Source organism: Paracoccus sp. L-17, assembly GCF_056857655.1.
Genome location: NZ_JBSXNM010000046.1, coordinates 378,706 through 397,899 on the forward strand (window position 1 = coordinate 378,706; position 19,194 = coordinate 397,899).

A 19,194-nucleotide genomic window follows, 5' to 3' on the forward strand; every position below is an offset into this window, starting at 1 on the left:
TACATTGATGGCGGATCTCCTTGCGCAAGCCTCTGTCATGGGGCAAAGCAAGAGAGACACTGCCCGACCCATCCACCTTGCAGACAGGGAGGCTCTGATGCCCATCCAGACCGGAACCGATACCGCCAAGACCCGCCGCACCCTGAAGGCCGGCGATCAATCGGTCGATTATTTCTCCATCGCCGCCGCCTCGGAAGCGGGTCTGGGCGATTTCTCGCGGTTGCCGGCCTCGCTGAAGGTGGTGCTGGAAAACATGCTGCGCTTCGAGGATGGCGGCAAGACGGTCAGCACCGATGACATCAGGGCCTTCGCGGAATGGGCCGACAAGAGCGGCAAGAACCCGCGCGAGATCGCCTATCGTCCCGCCCGCGTGCTGATGCAGGATTTCACCGGCGTTCCGGCGGTCGTCGATCTGGCCGCGATGCGCGACGGCATCAAGACGCTTGGCGGCGACGCGCAGAAGATCAACCCGCTGAACCCGGTCGATCTGGTCATCGACCATTCGGTGATGATCGACGAATTCGGCACCCCGCGCGCCTTCCAGTTCAACGTGGAACGCGAATACGAACGCAACATCGAACGTTACCAGTTCCTGAAATGGGGCCAGAAGGCGTTCCGCAACTTCCGCGTCGTGCCGCCCGGAACGGGGATCTGCCACCAGGTCAACCTGGAATATCTGGCCCAGACCGTATGGACCGATACCGACCAGGACGGCCGGCAGGTCGCCTATCCCGACACGCTGGTCGGCACCGACAGCCACACGACGATGGTCAACGGCCTTGCGGTGCTGGGCTGGGGGGTCGGCGGGATCGAGGCCGAGGCCGCGATGCTGGGCCAGCCGATCTCGATGCTGATCCCAGAGGTGGTGGGCTTCAAGATCACCGGCGCGATGAGGGAAGGCGTCACCGCGACCGACCTGGTGCTGAAGGTCACGATGATGCTGCGCAAGCATGGCGTCGTGGGCAAGTTCGTCGAATTCTATGGTGACGGGCTGGACAACATGCCGCTGGCCGACCGTGCCACCATCGGCAACATGGCGCCCGAATACGGCGCCACCTGCGGTTTCTTCCCGATCGATCAGGTGACCCTGCGCTATCTGGAACAGACCGGCCGCGACAAGGATCGCATCGCGCTGGTCGAGGCCTATGCCAAGGAAAACGGCATGTGGCGCGACAAGGATTACCAGCCTGTCTATTCCTCGACGCTGGAACTGGATCTGGCCGATGTGGTGCCCGCGATTTCGGGCCCCAAGCGTCCGCAGGACCACACCCCGCTGGACCAGTCGGCCGATGCCTTCATGAAACTGGTTCGCGGCATCCGTTTGCCCGACGAATCGCGCGAGGCCGAAAAGACCTGGAAAGCCGAGGGCGGCGCGCGCGAGCCGGGCTATGTTCCCGGCGGCCGCCACCAGGGCTTTTCCGAAGGTCCGGTCGAGGGCGAGGATTACAAGCTTCACGACGGCAGCATCGTGATCGCCTCGATCACCTCCTGCACCAATACCTCGAACCCCTCGGTGATGATGGCCGCGGGTCTGGTCGCCCGCAAGGCGCGGCAGCTTGGCCTGACGCGCAAGCCCTGGGTCAAGACCTCGCTGGCCCCCGGTTCGCAGGTCGTCAGCGAATATCTGAAGGCGGCCGGGCTGCAGGAGGATCTGGACGCCATCGGCTTTGATCTGGTGGGTTACGGCTGCACCACCTGCATCGGCAATTCCGGTCCGCTGGAACCGGCGATCTCGAAATCCATCGCCGACAACGACCTGATTGCGGTCTCGGTCCTGTCGGGCAACCGAAACTTCGAAGGCCGGATCAGCCCCGATGTGCGCGCCAACTACCTGGCCTCGCCGCCGCTGGTCGTGGCCTACGCGCTGGCCGGCGACATGAATGTCGACCTGACCCGCGATCCTCTGGGGCAGGACAAGGACGGCAACGATGTCTATCTGAAGGATCTGTGGCCGAGCACGAAAGAGGTCGCCGACATGGTTGCCAGCATCGTCACGCGCGAGATGTTCATCGACAAATACGCCGATGTCTTCAAGGGTGATGAGCGCTGGCGTGGCGTCGAGGTGACCGACAGCGAAACATATGACTGGCCGTCAAGCTCGACCTATATACAGAACCCGCCCTATTTCCAGGGCATGTCGAACGATCCGGGCAAGATCGAGAATATCGAGGGTGCCCGCATCCTGGCGCTGCTGGGCGACATGATCACCACCGATCACATCTCGCCCGCAGGATCGTTCAAGGAATCGACCCCGGCCGGGAAATACCTGACCGAACGGCAGGTGCCGCCGCGCGAATTCAACAGCTACGGGTCGCGCCGGGGCAATCACGAGGTGATGATGCGCGGCACCTTCGCCAATATCCGCATCCGCAACGAGATGCTGGACGGCGTCGAGGGCGGCTATACCAAGGGTCCCGACGGCGGCCAGGAATCGATCTATGACGCGGCCATGGAATATGCGGACAAGGGCGTCCCGCTGGTCCTGATCGGCGGTATCGAATACGGTGCCGGTTCCTCGCGCGACTGGGCGGCCAAAGGCACGAACCTGCTGGGCGTCAAGGCGGTGATCGCGGAATCCTTCGAACGCATCCATCGCTCGAACCTGGTCGGCATGGGCGTGATCCCGTTCGAGTTCACCGATGGCGACACCCGCAAGACGCTGAAGCTGACCGGCGACGAGGTGATCTCGATCGAGGGGCTGGAGGGCGATTTCAAGCCGCTTTCGCTGGTGCCCTGCAAGATCACCTATGCCGACGGCACCGAGAAGGAGATCCAGATCAAGGCCCGCGTCGATACCGAGGTCGAGATCGACTATCTCAAGAACGGCGGCGTGCTGCATTACGTGCTGCGCAACCTCGCCGCCGCCTGATCCGGCGGGGATAGCCAACCCTGGGGGGCGCCTGCACATGCCGGCGCCCCCTTTTGCTGGGCGTGGCCCCGACGTCCCGATCCTGTCGTGCTCTCCTGTCCCGCCTGGCCGACAGGCCGATTTCAGACCGCGACCGCGTTCAGGCCACCTGTCTCCAGCCGGTCCAGCAGGGCGAATTCCGCCTCGGTCAGCCGGATGCCGTTGGCGATGCTGTCCTTCCGCGCCGCGAAACGCCGCTGCGAGGGAAGGCGTGCGCCCTGCCCGATGATCCCCTCCAGCAAAGTCTCGGCCAAGGCGAAAGGCTCGCCGGGTCTGCCCGCCGCGAAACGTTCAGGACTGAAGGCCAGAACCAGCTCTCCGTGGCGTGGTCCCAGATCCGTCGTGCCCAGGGCCGCCAGCGCCGCCTCGCTGGTCAGATCCCCGATCATCGCGCCTGCCAGCAACTCTATCATCGTCGCGATGGCCGAACCCTTGTGCGCGCCGAAGGGCAACATCGCTCCGGCCAGCGCGGCGTCCGGGTCGGTGGTGGCACGGCCCTCGGCGTCGATGGCCCAGCCCTCGGGCAGGGGATCGCCGGCGCGGCGATGCAGTTCGATCTCGCCGCGCGCCGCGACGCTGGTTGCGAAGTCGAACACATAGGGGTTGCCACCCGGACGGGGCCAGCCGAAGGCGAAGGGGTTGGTGCCCAGCAGCGGCCTGCTGCCGCCCGCCGGTGCGACGGTGGCATAGCTGGGGCACATGGCCATCGCGGCGACGCCATCGGCGGTCAGATCCTCGATCTCGGGCCACAGCGCCGTCAGATGCACGCAATCGTTGATGACCAGCGCCGCAACGCCAAGTCGTTTCGCGCGCTCTGCCAGCAGCGGAGCGCCCCGGGAAAAGGCCCATGACGAAAAGCCGCCTTTCGCCGCGACACGGATGACGCCGCCGCCGTCATCATGAAGCTGCGGCACCGCGAGCGGGTCGGCCTTGCCCGCCAGGACCGTTTTCAGGCAACCTTCGATCCGGTAGATGCCGTGCGACTTGCAGCCGTCACGCTCGGCCGCGGCAAGGTTGCGCGCCATCGCTGCCGCCTGTCCGTCAGCCAGACCGGCCTTGCGGAAAATGGCGGCGATCCGGTTTTCCAGATCCGCGGTGCCGATTGCGTTCTCCATCCTGACCCCCTGTCAACTCTTTTCCAGACTTGCAGAAATGGCGCGCCCTGTCCAAGCCCGCGCATCCGCTTTGACGCCGGCAAGAATTTCGGCCAGCATCGCGGCGGAACCGAAACGACGAGGGCCAGAAGATGACAAAGATCCTGCTGATCGGCTGTGGAAATATGGGCCATGCGCTGCTGTCTGCCTGGCAGGCCATGCCGACCCCGCCCCAGGTCAGCATCGTCGATCCGACCGAGGCGTTGCGCGACCGGGCGGCGAAAACCGGCGCGCGGACCTTTGCCTCGGCAGCCGAGGTGCCGCGCGATCTGGAACCCGATCTGGTCATCCTTGCGGTCAAGCCGCAGGTCATCGGCAAGGTCTTGCCCGATTACGCGCATCTCGACGCCTGCTTTCTGTCGATCGCCGCAGGCACGACGCTGGCGAGCCTGCAGCGCGGTCTGGACGACAAGGCCATCATCCGCTGCATGCCGAACACGCCGGCCGCGATCGGCAAGGGCGTGTTCGGCATCTTCGCCAATGCGCGTGTCACCCCGGCCCAGAACCGCATGGTTCGCGACGTGCTGGAACCCTGCGGGATCGTGCTGGAGGTCGGATCCGATGAGGATATCGACCGGATCACCGCGATTTCGGGTTCGGGCCCGGCCTATCTGTTTCACTTTATCGAGGCTCTGGCCCAGGCGGGGCGCCGGATCGGCCTGACCGATGACGTGGCGCTGGCCGCCGCGCGCGGCACCGTCTTCGGCGCGGCTTCGCTGGCCGAGGGCGCGGACGAGGATGCAGGCCAGTTGCGCAGGAACGTCACCAGCCCAAACGGCACCACGGCCGCGGCATTGGAAGTGCTGATGGGCACGGATCGCATGGCCGACCTTCTGACCGAGGCGGCCGAGGCCGCGTTCGGCCGCGCAAAGGCCCTTGCCGCCACAGAATAGCGCACAGCCGACGAAGGCGGGGTAATCTCATCGAAGGATTGAAAGTGGTGCCCGGAGGCGGATTCGAACCACCGACACGCGGATTTTCAATCCGCTGCTCTACCAACTGAGCTATCCGGGCGCCCCGCCGCGCCGTCTTCGGCGCCGGGCGTGAAGCGGCTTTTACGGGCGCTTGCGGGCGGTGTCCAGACCCGAATCGTCACTTTTTGGCCCGCGTTCGCCCTCGTCCGAGGCAAGGTCGTCCAGCGGCGCGCCGGGGATGACGTAATCGCCTCGCAACCAGTGCGCCAGATCGACATCGGCACAGCGCCTGGAACAGAACGGACGGTATTTCGCCACGCTTTCCCTGCTGCAGATCGGGCAGGCCATCAGCGCGCGCCCTGCGCCGCCAGCCGCGCCAAGGGCACTCGGTCGCGCTTGCGATTGATCTCGTAAAGCCCCATCGTGGTCCAGCCCACCAGGTTCGTCTCGCTTGCCTCTCCCTTGAAGGCGGCGCGAAGGGACTGGTCCAGAACCGCCCGGTCGCGCCTGGACATGGGCGCGAAATCGACAACGATCTGTCCCCCAAGTCCACGCAGGCGCAATTGCCGCGGAAGATCGCGGACCATGGCGATATTGGCCTTCAGCGCCGCCGCCGGCGAGGTGTCGGTTCCGGTATTGACGTCGATCGCCACCAGCGCGCGGGTCTGTTCGACAAAGCCGAAGGCCCCGCCCGACAGATCGACGCGATCGGACAGCAAGGCGTCGATCGCCTCGCTGACCCCGCAACGGTCGAAACTGTCTTCGCCCTGCTCGACTGCGTCCGGCGCGGGATCGGCCCAATCCAGCCAGGCGGCTTCCCAGGGGGCCGGCGCGTTCAGCAGCACTTCGGGATCGCCCTGGGTCTCGGCGCAAATCTTGTCGGCCATGTCGATCAGCGGGGCGAGATCGGCGGCGATCTCGTCTTCGTTGGCCCCTTCCGCGGCACTGCGCAGGATCAGGCCGTGGTCGCGATCCTGCAGCAACGACAGCCCCAGGGCCTCCAGCGCCTCGCGACGTTCGGTCCTGCGGATCCGCCGTGAAACATTGACTCCGGGCGCCGCCGGCGTCACCAGCGCATAGCGACCCCGAAAGATCAGCCGGGGCGTTACCGGGACCGCCTTGCCTTCCTCCGCGATGCCCGAGACCTGCACCAGAATTGATGCACCTTCACGGATGCCGGACCGGTCGCGAAGATAGCCACGCTGCCCATCCGGCAGGCGCAGGAAGACCCCGCCCTGACCTTTCATCAGCCTGTCGGTCACGCCCCGGCAGATCGTGCCCGGTGTCAGCGCGGCAAGCTGCGTTGGATCGGGAATCAGATCGACCAGACGGCCATCTTCCATCAGCGCCGCGGCTTCGGCGCCGAACAATTGGCCCAGAACGACCTGCCGACCCTTCATGGGCGATCCCCGCGCGGGTCGGGATGGATGCCGCAAGCCGCAAGCATCGTCGCCGTTTCAGCCAGAGGCAAGCCGACCACGGCGGAAAACGAGCCCTGGATCCACGGGATGAAGGCCGCCGCGGCCCCCTGGATCGCATAGCCGCCGGCCTTTCCGCGCCAGTCACCCAGCGCCAGATAGCGCGACAGGTCATCATCGGAAATCGGACGCATCCGCACGACGGTCTCGACCAGCCTTTCGCGAAGCCTGCCGTGGTGCCGAACGGCGACGGCGGTCAGCACGCGGTGGCGACGGCCCGACATCAGTCGCATGAAGGCGGCGGCCTCGTCGCGATCGGCGGGCTTGCCGAGAATGCGCCGACCGACCGCGACCGTGGTATCGGCGCAAAGAAGAACCTCATCCTCGCCGGTGGCCAGAACAGAGGCCTTGGCGGTCGCGATCCGGCGAACATAATCGCGCGGCGTCTCGTTCTTCAACGGTTCTTCGTCGATATCGGCGGCGCGCAGCGCGTCGGGACGAATTCCGATCTGGGCCAGCAATTCCAGCCGTCGCGGACTAACCGAACCCAGGATCAGCCGCGGCGGCGCGGCCACGGGCGCAGGGCACGCCGTGGCGGCGGTCATCAGATCACTTGAAGCGGTAATTGATCCGCCCCTTCGTCAGATCGTAGGTATTCATCTCGACCTGAACCTTGTCCCCGGCAAGAACGCGGATGCGGTTCTTCCGCATCTTTCCTGCCATATGCGCAATGATCTCATGGCCGTTTTCAAGCTCGACCCGGAACGTCGCATTCGGCAGGAGTTCCTTCACGACGCCGGGGAATTCGAGCATTTCTTCCTTGGCCATGGTCACTCCATATCGGTCGCCCCGCAGGATTCGGGACGCGGGTTAAATGCGGCCGGAGCGGGCGGAATTCAAGGGAAAAGCGTGAAAAGCCGCCTGCTAGCCCGCTTTGGACCCCCGGGCGCGTTCCGGCGGTGACACCGTTGCCGCAGTAGTCGGATCAGGGCGGAAGGCGTCGGGACGATGCAGATCGCCGATCGGCAGGTCGGGGCCGGCGGTCGGCGCCATCATCGGCGCCTCGGGTGCAGGGACGGCCGCGGGGGCGGATTCTGCTGGCGCAACGGGATCGCGCAGGCGGATCGCGTGGCAGCCATCGGCTTCGCCAAACTTGCCGATGGCCAGAACCTGGCCGTCCGCGGTCTCGATCCGGGTATCGGACAGGCTGACGCGCGGCAGGGCCAGGATCTTGCCCGGCACCAGGCCGCGCAGCTCGCGCAGGCTCATCCGGCGGCGACAGAGAATGCCCACGACCTCGACCGGCGCCTGCTGGGTTGCGGAACGAAGACTGACCAGCGGCGGGACCGCGGGTCTTTTCGACGGCGCCGTCGCGACCGCGGGCTGGGCCAGCGCGGGCTGCGGGCGTTCCGCATCGGGTCGGGGCTGCGGCAGGGCCAGAAACAGCCTGCCTTCGCGCGCCTCGCTGCCGCCGAGCAGCAGTTTCAACCCGAGACTGCGATAGGCACGGTCCTCCATCATCAGCGCCAGGGGGCGGGCATCGTCGATATGGGTGGCATAGCGAAAGCCGCGAAATTCCTCCAACCCCTCGACGCCCCGTCCCTCCTGCGCGAGTTCGGACAGGAACGTGTCGATGAAATCCGCGCAAAGGGTGGCGTCGCTGCGGGTCAGGCGGCGCCGGGCCAGCGGCCGGCCAGTCACGCGGCCGAGGGTCTGAATCTCGATCAGCGCGGTGACGGTCTGCGGACACAGGGCCATCACGCCCACCGCATCGCCGGGTCCCTGCAACACTGCCAGCAAGGCCGGATCGGGCAGCAATTCGGGCAGTTCCGCCAGCGTCAGCGCCCCGGGCCTGACCTCGACCGGCCGGACGCCCAGCCCGTAAAGCCGATCCGCCGCGCGACCGATGGCGGTCGCGGTGGCGCGCGCGGGCGTGACCGGCGCTGTCTGTGGCAATTGTGGCGCCTTTCCCGCCCCTTCGGCGGCCCGGACCCGGGCCTGCAACAGACGTTTCAACACGCCGGTTCCGGCCGGATGTGCCTGTTCCATCTCTGCTTCGTCCGCCATACCGAATCCGATTCGTCCCGTCCTGTCGCAGGGCAATTTGACAAAGAGCCGTAAAGAAAATGTTTACGGCGACCCGGCGGTCCCGACGCTCCGGCCCGCCGCTGCCGGATGCGGAGGCAGAACGATACGGAAGGCCGCGCCCCCCTGGCCCGGCAAATAGGCGATGTCCCCGCCCAGGACCGTCATGATCTCTCGGCAGATCGCAAGGCCAAGGCCCGCGCCGCCCGCCCGCGCGGGGTCGTTGAGGCGCGAAAACTTCTCGAATATGAGGCTTTGCCGGGCCCTGTCGATGCCCCGGCCGTTATCGGCGATCTCGATCACCGCGCCGCCGCCCGCGCGACGATGAACCCGGATGGTCAGGACCGGACGCTCCGCGTCACAATATTTGCGCGCATTGGTGACGACATTGATCAGCACCTGCAGCAGCCGATCGGCATCGGTGATCACCCCAAGATGTTCCGAGGGCATGTCGCGGTCCAGGGTAAAGCTTCGCTCGGGCCGCGTCGCCGAGGCCGCCTGCACGGCCCGCCCGATCAGATCATGCAGGTTGACGGCGCTGACCGAAAGCCGCGCCTGCCCGCTTTCCAGCACCGACAGGTCCAGAAGATCGTCCAGAAGCCGGGTCAGCCGGCCGGCCTCCTGATGGATGATCCCGGCGAAATTCCGGCGCTCCGCTTCGGACAGGTCCGGCGTCTTCATGATGTCGGAAAAGGCTCGGATCGAGGTCATGGGCGTTCGCAATTCATGGCTGATCTGACCCAGGAACGCATCCTTCTGCACCGACAGCGCGGTCAGCTTGTCGTTGGCCTCGCGCAATTGGCCTGCGGTGCGGGCAAGTTCTGCGCGGGCCGATTCCAGCCGCCGGGTTTCCTCCTTGGCACGCCTGGCCTCGCTGGCGACCTGCATCAGGTCGGCCACCGTCAGCGCGACCCCGCCCGCCACGCGGTCGATCATCGCATGGGCCGTCGCCGCCCCGATCGCGCCCGCCAGCCGCCGTTCCAGTCGTGTCAGAAAATCGGGCGTCGGATCGGGAAGATAGCCGGACTTGCCCTGCGCCGCAGCCTCGGCGCGGAAAAAGCGCAATGCCTCGTCCGGCCCCCAGACGCGCCGGGCCATGGCCAGCAGGGGCTCGGCCCGGTCCTCGGCGCGGGCCGGGCTGCGCGGGCGGACCGGCTCGACCGCGCTGACGAAGGACAGGCCCTGCAACCGCTCGACCGGATCGGGAAAGCCGAAGATCGACAGGCCGACGAATGCCAGCGTGTTAAGCGACAGCGACAGGAAAATGGCGAAGGCCAGCGGGTCGATCCCGCCCGGAAGAAGCGGCATCTGACCAATGCCGACCGAGGGCAGGAAGATCAGCGCCAGCCACAGGCCCGATCCCAGCCCGACACCGGCAAATGCCCCGCGCCGGTTGGCGCCACGCCACAGCAGACCGCCCAGCATCGCAGGCAGCACCTGCGCCATCCCGGTAAACGCCACCAGCCCCATCGAGGCCAGCGCCACCGAGCCGCCCGAAGCCTGGTGATAGACCCAGCCCGCGCCCAGCACAGCCACGATCGCCAGCCGGCGGGCGTTCAGGATCAACCCCCGCAGATCCCGGTCTGCGTCCTCGCCGCCGGGACGGCGGCGCAGCGCCAGCCAGGCGGGCACCAGCCAATGGTTCGAAATCATCGTGGCCAGGGCGATGGCCGATACCACGACCATCGAGGTCGCGGCCGAAAATCCGCCCAGAAAGACCAGGAATGCCAGCAGATTCTGGCCCGCATCGGCGGGCAGCGTCAGAACATAGAGATCGGGATTGGCGTCCGGCAAAAGCTCTTGTCCCATCACAGCGATGGGCAGGACGAAGAAGGACATGGCGAACAGATAGGCCGGAAAGGCCCAGCCCGCCACGCGCAGGCGATCCTCGTCCGAAGCCTCGACCACCATCACCTGAAACATTCGCGGCAGGGTCAGGATCGCCGCTCCCGACACCACGATCAGCGCGGTCCAGCGGTCGGGGCGCAGCAGCCAGCCTTCGGCCACGGCCGGATCGCGGCCGGCGCGGGCGACGCGATCCAGCATGTCGACGGGCCCCTCGGCCAGCCCCCAGACGACAAAGACGCCCACGGCGAGAAAGGCCAGCAGCTTGACCACCGCCTCCAGCGCGATGGCGGTGACCACGCCGTGGTGGCGTTCGTCGGCGGCAAGGTTGCGGGTGCCGAAGATGATGGCAAAGAGCGCAAGGCCCGCCGCGACCCACAGCGCGGTGCCGCCGGCCGGCCCGCCGATGACCGCCGCCCGCGGGGCGTCGGTCGCGAAAACCTCGAACGACAGGGACACTGATTGCAGTTGCAATGCGACATAGGGGGTGGCGGCGATGACGGCGATCAGGGTGATCAGCGCGGCCAGCCGGTTCGATTTGCCGAACCGGGCCGAGATCAGGTCGGCGACCGAGGTGACGTGATGCATCCGGGCGATGCGCACCAGCCGCCTGAGACCCCACCACGCGCCGGTAAAGACGATCGTCGGACCCAGGTAGATGGTGGCGAATTCCAGGCCCGAGCGGCTGGCATAGCCCACCGCGCCATAGAAGGTCCAGGCCGAGCAATAGACCGACAGCGACAGCGTGTAGATCAGCGGGTGGTCCAGCCATCCCGCCCGGCCCCGCGCTGCCGCCCGATCGGCTGCGAACGCCACCCCGAACATCAGTGCCACATAGGCCAGGGATCCCGCGACCAGCGTCTCAAAGGGCATCGCCGGCCCCGTCTTTTTCGTCCTCTGGCGCGGCCTGCGCACGGGCCTGCCTGGTGGCGGCCTCGGCGCGCATGAGACCGCGATGCAGCGCCCAGACCAGCACGATCAGCACGGCCCATGTCCCGAACAGCCAGACCGCGCCGAAGGCAAGGCTGACGCCTGCCGGCAGCCACCAGACCGGCAGCAGGATCGCGACCAGCGCCAGCACCGGCAGCACCCGTGCCGCATCGCCCAGCCGCCTGCGGCGAAACGAAGCCCGTTCGAGGAACAGCGGACGATCCGGCATCGCGGCCCCCGTCCGTCGCCTAGGCCAGCATCCGGCGCACCAGCGCCCGCAGATCCTCGTTCGCGAAGGGCTTGGCCAGAACCGCATCGGCCTGGGACGTGCCGGCCGCCGCGTCACCGCGCGCGGTCAGCATCAGGACCGGCGTCATCGCGAAGGCGGTATCGGGATCGGCGCGAAGATCGCGCAGGATCTCTGCACCGGAACGATTGGGCAGCATCAGGTCCAGAATGACAAGGCGCGGCCGCGCCAGCCGGATCGCCTCGACCCCGCCCTCGCCGTCACCGTGCAGGGTCATCGCCCAGCCGTCACGGGTCAGGATGAATCGCACCGCCTCGGCGATGTTGGGCTCGTCCTCGATCATCAGGATGTCGAGCATATCCTTCCCCGGCAGACCGGATGCGATCATGAGACGAAAGCGGCGGCGCTGTCAAAGGTGCTTTGCCGGTCGCGCCACAGGCCGGCGGCCTGGCCCCCTTGGGCCGCGCCGGTGCGCGCCCCGTCCGGGCTGTCTGGAAACAGCGCAGACCGCAGGGTCACGCGGTGGCAAGAATGGATGGCTCGCGGCGGGCGGGACAGGTCTTGCGCGGGCAAATGCGGCAGGCGGGACCAATGCGGATCACCGGACCAGCCGCGCGTGCAGGATCGGGCGGCATGATCAGCATCTGGGCTTGGGTGATCACCGGCCCCTGGACTCCTTCGGGCTGTTGCCGCGTGGCGTAGGACAAGGTCAGAAAGCGGCGGCCTTCGGGCGTCTCGACGCTGTGGGACAGCGCCGTCTGCGGCGCCGCCAGCGCCTGATAGAGCGGCCACAGCGCGCAGGCATCGCCGGGGCGCGGCAACGGAAAGCCGGGCGCGGGACGGCGCAGGATCAGCGCCCCGGCGCTGTCGCAGACAAGCAGCCCGACCTGTTCGAAACCCGCGGGCTTCAGCGCCGCGAGGCGGCGCATGACCAGATCGGGCGGATGGCCCAGCCGGGCCGCGATCATCAGCGGATCGTGGCTGGCCGCGGCGGCCTCGACCAGGGTCGCGTCGGGAAGGGCACGGCGTTCCTGTTCCATCCGCGCCAGATGCGCCCCGGCCATCGCCCGCGCCGCGTCAGAGGCAAGATCGGGGGAACGATCCAGCGGCGGCGCCCCCGCGCCCATCCAGGCCTCGACTTCTTCCTGCGGCGTGGCGGTCGTGTCTTCCGCTTCGAAACTGTCGAGATAGGCGACCAGCGCCTGCGCCGTGACCGACAGCCGCTGGCTGTCCTGATCCAGGTTGGCATGGAAGCGCGACAGCCATTCGGCCGGGATCGCGGCCTCGTCGGCCAGGATCGAGGCGGTCGATCGGATCGCGGTCACGGCCGACAGGATCTCGTGCAGGGTCGTCAGCAGATAGGGATCCTGCCGCATCCGGTCGGACAGGCTGACAAGCTGCGCTTCCAGTGCCTCGGAGCGACGGGCATGGGCGACGAGGATTGCGGCCCAGCCCGGAAAGCGGGCCAGGAAATCCGGCGCCAGCGCGGTTTCAGGTGCGCCGATATCAGCCCCGCCCAGCCGCGCCGCCGCTTCGCGCAGCGCCGCGAGGCGGACCTCTTCGTGACCCTCGAGCAACTCGTCGGCGGGCACCTCGAGAACCTCGGACAGGCGCATGACAAGATCGTCGCTTACCGGGCGGCGGTTATGTTCGATGAGGTTCAGATAGGCGGGCGAAATCCCCGCCGCCCGCGCCACATCCGCCTGCCGGCGGGACAAGGCAAGACGGCGTTCGCGGATCCGGGTTCCGGTCAGGACATTATTCTGGGTGCGCCCGCTCATGGGCGCGATGAAAGCCCGCCCTGCCCGCCTGCACAAGGGTTTTCGCCGCAGCGAATCAGTCGGATCGCGGTTGCACCAGCACGACCAGATTTTCATCGGGATCGGCAAGCCGCAGGATCCGCCCGGCCTCGACATCCTCGATCCCGCCGGGATCCATCGCGGATTGTTGCAGGCGTTCCCGCTGGGCGGCCAGATCCGGCACGATCAGCGTCAACGTCCCGTGCCCCGCGTGATCCGGGGCAAGACGAAGCTGCAATCCCGCCTCGGCGCCGTGATGCCATTCGGCCAGCCCGTCCATCGGTCGGGCATCGGGCGGGCGCGCGAACAGGGCCGAGAACCAGGCGATGCCGACTTCCAGATCGCGGCAGCAGAGTTGCGCAAAGATTGCGGTCAGATGCATCGCGGGCCTGCGTCGAAAGGACGACGCCGAAGAATGCCGGACCGGGCCCGATCCCGCAACCCTCGGCGGAGGGCGGCCGGGATCAGACGGCGATGCCGTTGCGCCCGGCAAGGTCGGTAAAGAACTGCCAGGCCACCCGGCCCGAGCGGCCGCCGCGCGTGGCCTGCCATTCGACTGCCTCGGCGCGCAGGACATCATCCGCGATGGTCAGGCCATAGGCGTCGCAATAGCCACGGATCATCGCCAGATAATCATCCTGCGAACAGGGATGAAAGCCCAGCCACAGCCCGAACCTGTCCGACAGAGAGACCTTCTCCTCGACCGCCTCGCCCGGATGGATCGCGGTCGAACGTTCGTTGTCGATCATGTCGCGGGGCATCAGGTGACGCCGGTTCGAGGTGGCGTAGAGGATCACGTTCTCGGGCCGGCCGCCGATCCCGCCATCCAGCACCGCCTTCAGCGACTTGTATTGCGTGTCGTCATGGCTGAAGGACAGATCGTCCGAGAACAGCAGGAAGCGCCGTTCCTTCGCCCCGCCCAGCAGGGCCAGAAGCCGGCCGACCGAACCCAGATCCTCGCGCGCGATCTCGACCAGGATCAGCGGCAGGCCCTGCGCCACCACCTCGGCATGAACGGCCTTGACCAGCGACGATTTGCCCATCCCGCGCGCGCCCCAGAGAAGCGCGTTGTTCGCGCCGAAGCCGCGCGCGAATTGCAGCGTATTGGCCAGCAGGATGTCCCTGGCGCGGTCGATGCCGATCAGTTGCACCAGATCGACGCGATTCACGCCCGCGACGGGTTCCAGCCGGTCGGGATCGGGATGCCAGATATAGGCCGAGGCTTCGGTGAAGGCCGGCACCGGAGCGGGCGGCGGCGCCAGACGTTCAAGCGCGGCCGCGATCCGGTCGAGAACGTCAGGATCGCTCATTCCTCGTCATCCTCGACCCACAGACCCTGCGCCCGCAGATCCGCCTCGCGGCGTCTTTCGATGCGGCGGACAAGCTGGATCGAGATTTCGTAAAGACCATAGACCACGGTGAACAGCACCACCTGCGACACCACATCGGGGGGCGTGGCGACCGCGGCCAGCATCAGGATCGCCACGACCGCATATTTGCGCACCGCGCCCAGACCCTCGGCACTGACAAGGCCCGCCTTGCCCATCAGCGTCAGCAGGACGGGCAGTTGAAAGCTCAGCCCGAAGGCAAGGATGAACTTGGTCGTCAGCGACAGGTATTCATCGACCGAACCCTGGAACACGATCGCCGCCATCGGATTGTCGGTCACGGCCGGCGGCGCGGTGCCGTCATCGGGCAGGGTCAGCGGCCCCTGCTGGAAGCCCAGGAAAAAGTCGTAGGCCATCGGCAGGATGATGTAGTAGGCGAAGGCCGCGCCAAGGAAAAACATCACCGGAGAGGCGACAAGGAAGGGCAGGAACGCCTGTTTCTCGTTCCGGTAGAGGCCCGGCGCCACGAAACGCCACATCTGGTAGGCGATGATCGGAAAGGCCAGAACAAAGCCGCCCAACAGCGAGATGCGGATGGCGACGAAGAATCCTTCCTGCAATTTCAGTAGGATAAGCCCGCATTCCTGACCTCGTGCCTCAAGCGCGAAGCAGATCGGGCGGGTCAGGAAATTGTAGATCGGATTCCAGATCGTGTAGGACAGCACCATCGCCACGATGAAGGCCACCAGCGACCAGATGATCCGCGTCCGCAGCTCGGCCAGATGTTCGATCAGCGGCGCGGAACTGTCGTCGATATCGTCGTCGCGGGGATTGCTGGCCAAGTCAGTGGTCTTTCCTGTCGCTGCGGCGCACCGCGTGCAGGCGGCGCTGGCCGGGGGTGGCGGCATCCGCGGCATGATCCGGTGCCGCGGGCTCGACCGCGATCGGGGGCGGGGCGGCGGGCTCGCTGGCCGGGCTCAGGCCGTCACCCGCCGGTTGCGGCGTGGCGCCCGGATCGGGCTTCGGCCTGGCCTTCGCATCGGGGATCTTGGGATCCCATTTCTCGAACCGTTCGGCCGCGCGGTCCAGCGCATCGAGGCCCAGGGATTTCTTCGAGGTCAGGCTTTTCAGATCGCGGATGCTGTTCGACGCCTCGTCAAGACCCGATCCCTTGGCGGCATCCTCCATCGCCGAGGTGAATTCGCGGGCCATTCCGCGCGCCTTGGCCGTGAATCGACCCAGCGAATGGAACAGATGCGGAAGATCCTTGGGGCCGACCACGATCAGCGCCACGACCCCGATCAGCAAAAGCTCGGTCCAGCCGATATCGAACATGATGCGTCCGGCCTTTCGCCGATCAGCTGCGGTCGGTCGTGTGCGGCGTCACGTCGCGCGCGGTCTCGCCCGGAACATCCCGGCCGACCTCGCGCGGGGTTTCGCGGCGCTCTTCGTCCGACGCGGCGTCCTCGACCTCTTCGCTGCCGTCCTTGACGCCCTTCTTGAAGGCGGTGATTCCCTTGCCGACCTCGCCCATCAACGACGAGATCTTGCCGCGTCCGAACAGGACCAGAACCACGACCGCGATCAGCAGAAGGCCGGGAAGGCCAATATTGTTCAGCATTCTTGTCTCCCTTGCCGGGCGGTTTCCCCGCCCGCGCGACACATTTAGGGTTTTGCGCCACCGATTGCAAAGCCCGAATGCGTGAAGCACGACCCCGAAGCCCCCCTGCCCGCGCCCGCAGAGGGATCCGTCCTGCCCGCTTGGCAGCGCGCGCGGGCCGGGCGATAAGAGCGGATGGATCTGTCGCTTTACATCACGGCGTTCGTGACGCTTTTCGTGGTCATCGACCCGATCGGCCTGACGCCCATCTTCATTGCCCTGACACCCGGTCACGATGCCCGGCAGCGACGGCTGATCGGCATCCGGGCGCTGGTGATCGCCGCGATCCTGCTGACGCTGTTCGGCCTTGCGGGCGAGGCGATCCTGCGCGGCATCGGCATTTCGCTGTCGGCCTTCCGCATCGCGGGCGGTCTGCTGCTGTTCCTGACCGCGCTGGACATGCTGTTCGAACGCCGGACCGAACGGCGCGAGGAACAGGGCCATTCCGAACCGGCGCAAGACCCGTCGGTCTTTCCCCTGGCGATGCCGCTGCTGGCTGGCCCGGGGGCACTGGCGACGATGATCCTGCTGGTCGGCGAACGGCCCGGCTGGGGACATCTGCTGATGGTCCATCTGGTCATGCTGACGGTGCTGGCCATCGCCCTGGCGCTGTTTTTGATCGCGACGCCGCTGGCGCGCGCGCTTGGCCGCACCGGGGTCATGGTGGTGACGCGGCTTCTGGGGATGCTGCTGGCCGCGCTGTCGGTGCAGTTCGTCATCGACGGGCTGAAGGGATCGGGGCTGATCTGATGGCGGCCGATGAGGGGATGCAGCTGGCCTATTACATCCTGCTGCTGGTGGTGATCGGCGGCGCGATGATCTTTGAATTGTCCGGCCGCGGCGGACGAATGCTGCGCCAGACGATTCTCTGGGCGGTGATCTTCGCCGGCGCCAGCTTCGCGGCGCAATGGTGGATCGAGGGCGGACCGGCGCAGCAGCAGGTTCTGGAAGGCGGCCGGGTCTCGATCCCGGTCGGCCGCGACGGCCATTTCCAACTGACCGCGCGGCTGAACGGCACCGAGGTCCGTTTCCTCGTCGATACCGGCGCCTCGACCATCGCCCTCAGCCGGCAGGATGCCCGCCGCATCGGCATCAATCCGGACGATCTGGCCTATGCCGGCACGGCGATGACCGCCAATGGCAACGTCAAGACCGCCCCCGTGACCATCGACACCCTGGAGATCGGCGACATCGTGGACCGCAATGTCCGCGCCCAGGTGATCGGTGGCAATCTTCAGGGTTCGCTTCTGGGCATGTCCTACCTGCGCACCTTCGCCCGTGTCAGTTTCGAAGGCGATTTGCTGATTCTCGAACGCTGATCCGCATCCCGGCCCGGCCGGTCCCGGTCTCGCGCCGCAGCCTTGTGCGATGCGCCTGTCCGGGCTGGGCCGCGCAGGCCGCGTCAGGGCTGCGCGGCGTCAGTCCAGCGGCAGACCCGGCGTCGCGCCGCTGTCTTCCAGATGCCAGACCGCCTGCCAGCGCCCGTCACGCCGTTGCAGCGTCAGGAAATTCCGCTGCGCCACATAGCGTCGGCGCTGGCCCGGCAGCGGGTGGATGCGGACCGGATGATGCGGCAGCGGCGATTCGCCGAGACTCGCGAACCAGCCCAGAACCCGCGCATAATTGCGCGGCGGCGCGCGATGCGAGATGCCCGAGGCGACAAGCTGATGAATCCGCGTTTGGTCGGGCCCCATATCGGCCCGCGTCGCCAGATGGATCTCGCCCGACAGCACCGTCACCGCCGCCTTCTGCCGCATCCGCAACACCGCGCCCAACATCCGCCGCCAGGAATCGCGATGGGCGCGGCTTTGCCACTGGTCGCGCAGGTCGTCCTCGTAGTGCTGCATCTTCGGGATGACCGCCATCACCGATTCCAGCAGCGACAGGCGCGGCCCCAGCAGCGGCACGCTGGAAACCATGAAGACGTGAGCCGCGTCGCTTTCCAGTGTCTCGGCCGGGCGCCACCCGGCCTCGCCCATGACCTGCCGCCGCTCGCGCTGCGACCGCAGATCGGGCGCGAAGATCGTCAGGCCGGGCAGATCGCGCCGCCATCCCAGGTTGCGCCCCGATGGCTCCCAGAACAGGTCCGGAATATCCGCGTCGGTGGCGGCGTGCTGGAACAGCAGATACATCTCGCGCGCCACCGAAAACAGCAGCCGACCCACTGCCGAATGGGTCGATTCGGCGGGCTGAGATCCCCAGCCGTCGCAGATGTCGTGATCGTCCCAGATCGACAGCGCCGGAATTTCGGCAAACAGCCGTTCGCAGGGATCGGCGGTCAGAACCCGAAGATAGCGCCGGGCAAAACGGTCGCGCAGATGCGCGCGCAGCCCTTCCAGCGCCTCGGCGCCGGGATCGGGGGGCACCGAATCGGGCCAATCCTCGCTGAGCGGGTGGCCTTTCGTCGCCTCATCGGCATAAATCTGGTCGCCGCCCTGAAGCAGCAGCGCGAAGGGGGCGGACTCGTGCTGTTCCAGAAGCCGCGACCACATGAGGTTGCGTTCCTGCGGATCGCGATCCAGATCGCCGTCCTCCTCGCCGTTGCACGAAACGAATCCGATCCGCAGATCGCCCTCCAGCCGTGTCGCGACCGGATGCAGCCGGCCGTCCAGCCGATAGCCGTCCTCGCCCACCGCCAGGGTGAAATCGTGGCGCCAGAAATCCAGCCCCGCCAGACGGGCGATCCGTCGCGGGGCGATCTTGGCCGTCTTCGTCTCGACCGGGCCGGGCGCGGCCGCACCTTCCGGACGGACGCTCAGCGCGGCAAGGGACAGCCCCGCCGCGTCGTGGCTGCGGAAATGCAGGATCGGCCCCGCCTCGCGGATGTCAGCAGTTGTCACGGCTTGTCTTTCATTGTCCTGGATCATCCAGATAGGCAGCGCGGGGCAAAATGTGCAGATCCTGCA

The 19,194-nt window shown here is 67.0% G+C and carries 21 protein-coding genes and 1 tRNA gene; 4 read left to right on the top strand and 18 right to left on the bottom strand.

What is annotated here, in order from left to right:
• Window positions 1-97: 97 nt before the first annotated feature.
• Window positions 98-2,869 (top strand): aconitate hydratase AcnA, encoded by a 2,772-nt coding sequence (acnA, locus tag AC13CR_RS18735; protein ID WP_292978292.1) that lies wholly within the window; start codon window positions 98-100, stop codon window positions 2,867-2,869.
• Window positions 2,870-2,991: 122 nt separating this feature from the next.
• Here acnA and AC13CR_RS18740 read toward each other — a convergent pair whose 3' ends face one another.
• A complete protein-coding gene (locus tag AC13CR_RS18740; RefSeq protein ID WP_335661548.1) occupies window positions 2,992-4,023 on the bottom strand; it encodes an Ldh family oxidoreductase in 1,032 nt (343 codons plus the stop codon).
• A 131-nt stretch (window positions 4,024-4,154) separates the two neighbouring features.
• Between AC13CR_RS18740 and proC the strand changes: the two genes are divergently transcribed.
• Window positions 4,155-4,955, top strand: a complete 801-nt coding sequence (gene proC, locus AC13CR_RS18745; protein ID WP_292955090.1) for a pyrroline-5-carboxylate reductase — start codon at window positions 4,155-4,157, stop codon at window positions 4,953-4,955.
• 45 nt (window positions 4,956-5,000) lie between these two features.
• Here the strand turns inward: proC and AC13CR_RS18750 are convergent.
• The 16 genes from AC13CR_RS18750 to AC13CR_RS18825 form a co-directional block, all read right to left on the bottom strand.
• A tRNA-Phe gene (locus tag AC13CR_RS18750) sits at window positions 5,001-5,076 on the bottom strand.
• A gap of 41 nt (window positions 5,077-5,117) precedes the next feature.
• Complete coding sequence (locus AC13CR_RS18755; protein WP_292955087.1) at window positions 5,118-5,324, bottom strand: DNA gyrase inhibitor YacG; 207 nt, start codon at window positions 5,322-5,324, stop codon at window positions 5,118-5,120.
• Complete coding sequence (locus AC13CR_RS18760) at window positions 5,324-6,376, bottom strand: ribonuclease E/G (RefSeq protein WP_292955084.1); 1,053 nt, start codon at window positions 6,374-6,376, stop codon at window positions 5,324-5,326. Before AC13CR_RS18760 ends, AC13CR_RS18755 begins: the two co-directional genes overlap by 1 nt.
• On the bottom strand, window positions 6,373-6,999 hold the full coding sequence (locus AC13CR_RS18765) for a Maf family protein (protein ID WP_292955081.1): 627 nt from the start codon (window positions 6,997-6,999) through the stop codon (window positions 6,373-6,375). The genes AC13CR_RS18760 and AC13CR_RS18765 overlap by 4 nt, the downstream gene beginning before the upstream one ends.
• A gap of 4 nt (window positions 7,000-7,003) precedes the next feature.
• A complete protein-coding gene (gene infA, locus AC13CR_RS18770; RefSeq protein ID WP_010397442.1) occupies window positions 7,004-7,222 on the bottom strand; it encodes a translation initiation factor IF-1 in 219 nt (72 codons plus the stop codon).
• Window positions 7,223-7,318: 96 nt separating this feature from the next.
• The gene (locus tag AC13CR_RS18775) at window positions 7,319-8,461 is read right to left on the bottom strand and encodes a FliM/FliN family flagellar motor switch protein (protein ID WP_292954951.1); all 1,143 of its coding nucleotides are present in this window, start codon (window positions 8,459-8,461) and stop codon (window positions 7,319-7,321) included.
• 63 nt (window positions 8,462-8,524) lie between these two features.
• Entirely contained in the window at window positions 8,525-11,197 is a 2,673-nt protein-coding gene (locus tag AC13CR_RS18780; protein ID WP_292954948.1) for a sensor histidine kinase, read from the bottom strand.
• Window positions 11,187-11,483 carry a hypothetical protein gene (locus AC13CR_RS18785; RefSeq protein ID WP_292954945.1) on the bottom strand — a complete coding sequence of 99 codons (297 nt, stop codon included), beginning with the start codon at window positions 11,481-11,483 and terminating at the stop codon, window positions 11,187-11,189. The genes AC13CR_RS18780 and AC13CR_RS18785 overlap by 11 nt, the downstream gene beginning before the upstream one ends.
• Window positions 11,484-11,502: 19 nt before the next feature.
• The gene (locus AC13CR_RS18790) at window positions 11,503-11,859 is read right to left on the bottom strand and encodes a response regulator transcription factor (protein WP_292954942.1); all 357 of its coding nucleotides are present in this window, start codon (window positions 11,857-11,859) and stop codon (window positions 11,503-11,505) included.
• 26 nt (window positions 11,860-11,885) lie between these two features.
• Entirely contained in the window at window positions 11,886-12,020 is a 135-nt protein-coding gene (locus AC13CR_RS18795) for a hypothetical protein (RefSeq protein ID WP_292954940.1), read from the bottom strand.
• A complete protein-coding gene (locus AC13CR_RS18800; RefSeq protein ID WP_292954937.1) occupies window positions 12,017-13,282 on the bottom strand; it encodes a helix-turn-helix transcriptional regulator in 1,266 nt (421 codons plus the stop codon). Before AC13CR_RS18800 ends, AC13CR_RS18795 begins: the two co-directional genes overlap by 4 nt.
• A 55-nt stretch (window positions 13,283-13,337) precedes the next feature.
• Window positions 13,338-13,682, bottom strand: a complete 345-nt coding sequence (locus AC13CR_RS18805; protein WP_292954934.1) for a VOC family protein — start codon at window positions 13,680-13,682, stop codon at window positions 13,338-13,340.
• Window positions 13,683-13,764: 82 nt separating this feature from the next.
• Window positions 13,765-14,610 carry an ATP-binding protein gene (locus AC13CR_RS18810; RefSeq protein ID WP_292954931.1) on the bottom strand — a complete coding sequence of 282 codons (846 nt, stop codon included), beginning with the start codon at window positions 14,608-14,610 and terminating at the stop codon, window positions 13,765-13,767.
• On the bottom strand, window positions 14,607-15,470 hold the full coding sequence (tatC, locus tag AC13CR_RS18815; RefSeq protein ID WP_292954928.1) for a twin-arginine translocase subunit TatC: 864 nt from the start codon (window positions 15,468-15,470) through the stop codon (window positions 14,607-14,609). Before tatC ends, AC13CR_RS18810 begins: the two co-directional genes overlap by 4 nt.
• Before the next feature lies 1 nt (window position 15,471).
• Window positions 15,472-15,963, bottom strand: coding sequence for a Sec-independent protein translocase protein TatB (gene tatB, locus AC13CR_RS18820; RefSeq protein WP_292954925.1), 492 nt, complete (start codon window positions 15,961-15,963; stop codon window positions 15,472-15,474).
• 22 nt (window positions 15,964-15,985) lie between these two features.
• Window positions 15,986-16,249 (bottom strand): twin-arginine translocase TatA/TatE family subunit, encoded by a 264-nt coding sequence (locus tag AC13CR_RS18825; protein ID WP_292954923.1) that lies wholly within the window; start codon window positions 16,247-16,249, stop codon window positions 15,986-15,988.
• A gap of 174 nt (window positions 16,250-16,423) precedes the next feature.
• Here AC13CR_RS18825 and AC13CR_RS18830 point away from each other — a divergent pair, with 174 nt between their 5' ends.
• Together AC13CR_RS18830 and AC13CR_RS18835 are read left to right on the top strand one after the other, a co-directional pair.
• Window positions 16,424-17,038: a MarC family protein gene (locus tag AC13CR_RS18830; RefSeq protein ID WP_292954921.1), complete on the top strand. Its 615-nt coding sequence runs from the start codon at window positions 16,424-16,426 to the stop codon at window positions 17,036-17,038.
• Entirely contained in the window at window positions 17,038-17,607 is a 570-nt protein-coding gene (locus AC13CR_RS18835; RefSeq protein ID WP_292954918.1) for a retropepsin-like aspartic protease family protein, read from the top strand. Before AC13CR_RS18830 ends, AC13CR_RS18835 begins: the two co-directional genes overlap by 1 nt.
• A 99-nt stretch (window positions 17,608-17,706) precedes the next feature.
• Here the strand turns inward: AC13CR_RS18835 and AC13CR_RS18840 are convergent, their stop codons facing one another.
• Window positions 17,707-19,155, bottom strand: a complete 1,449-nt coding sequence (locus AC13CR_RS18840; protein ID WP_446232503.1) for an alkaline phosphatase D family protein — start codon at window positions 19,153-19,155, stop codon at window positions 17,707-17,709.
• Window positions 19,156-19,194 lie beyond the last annotated feature (39 nt).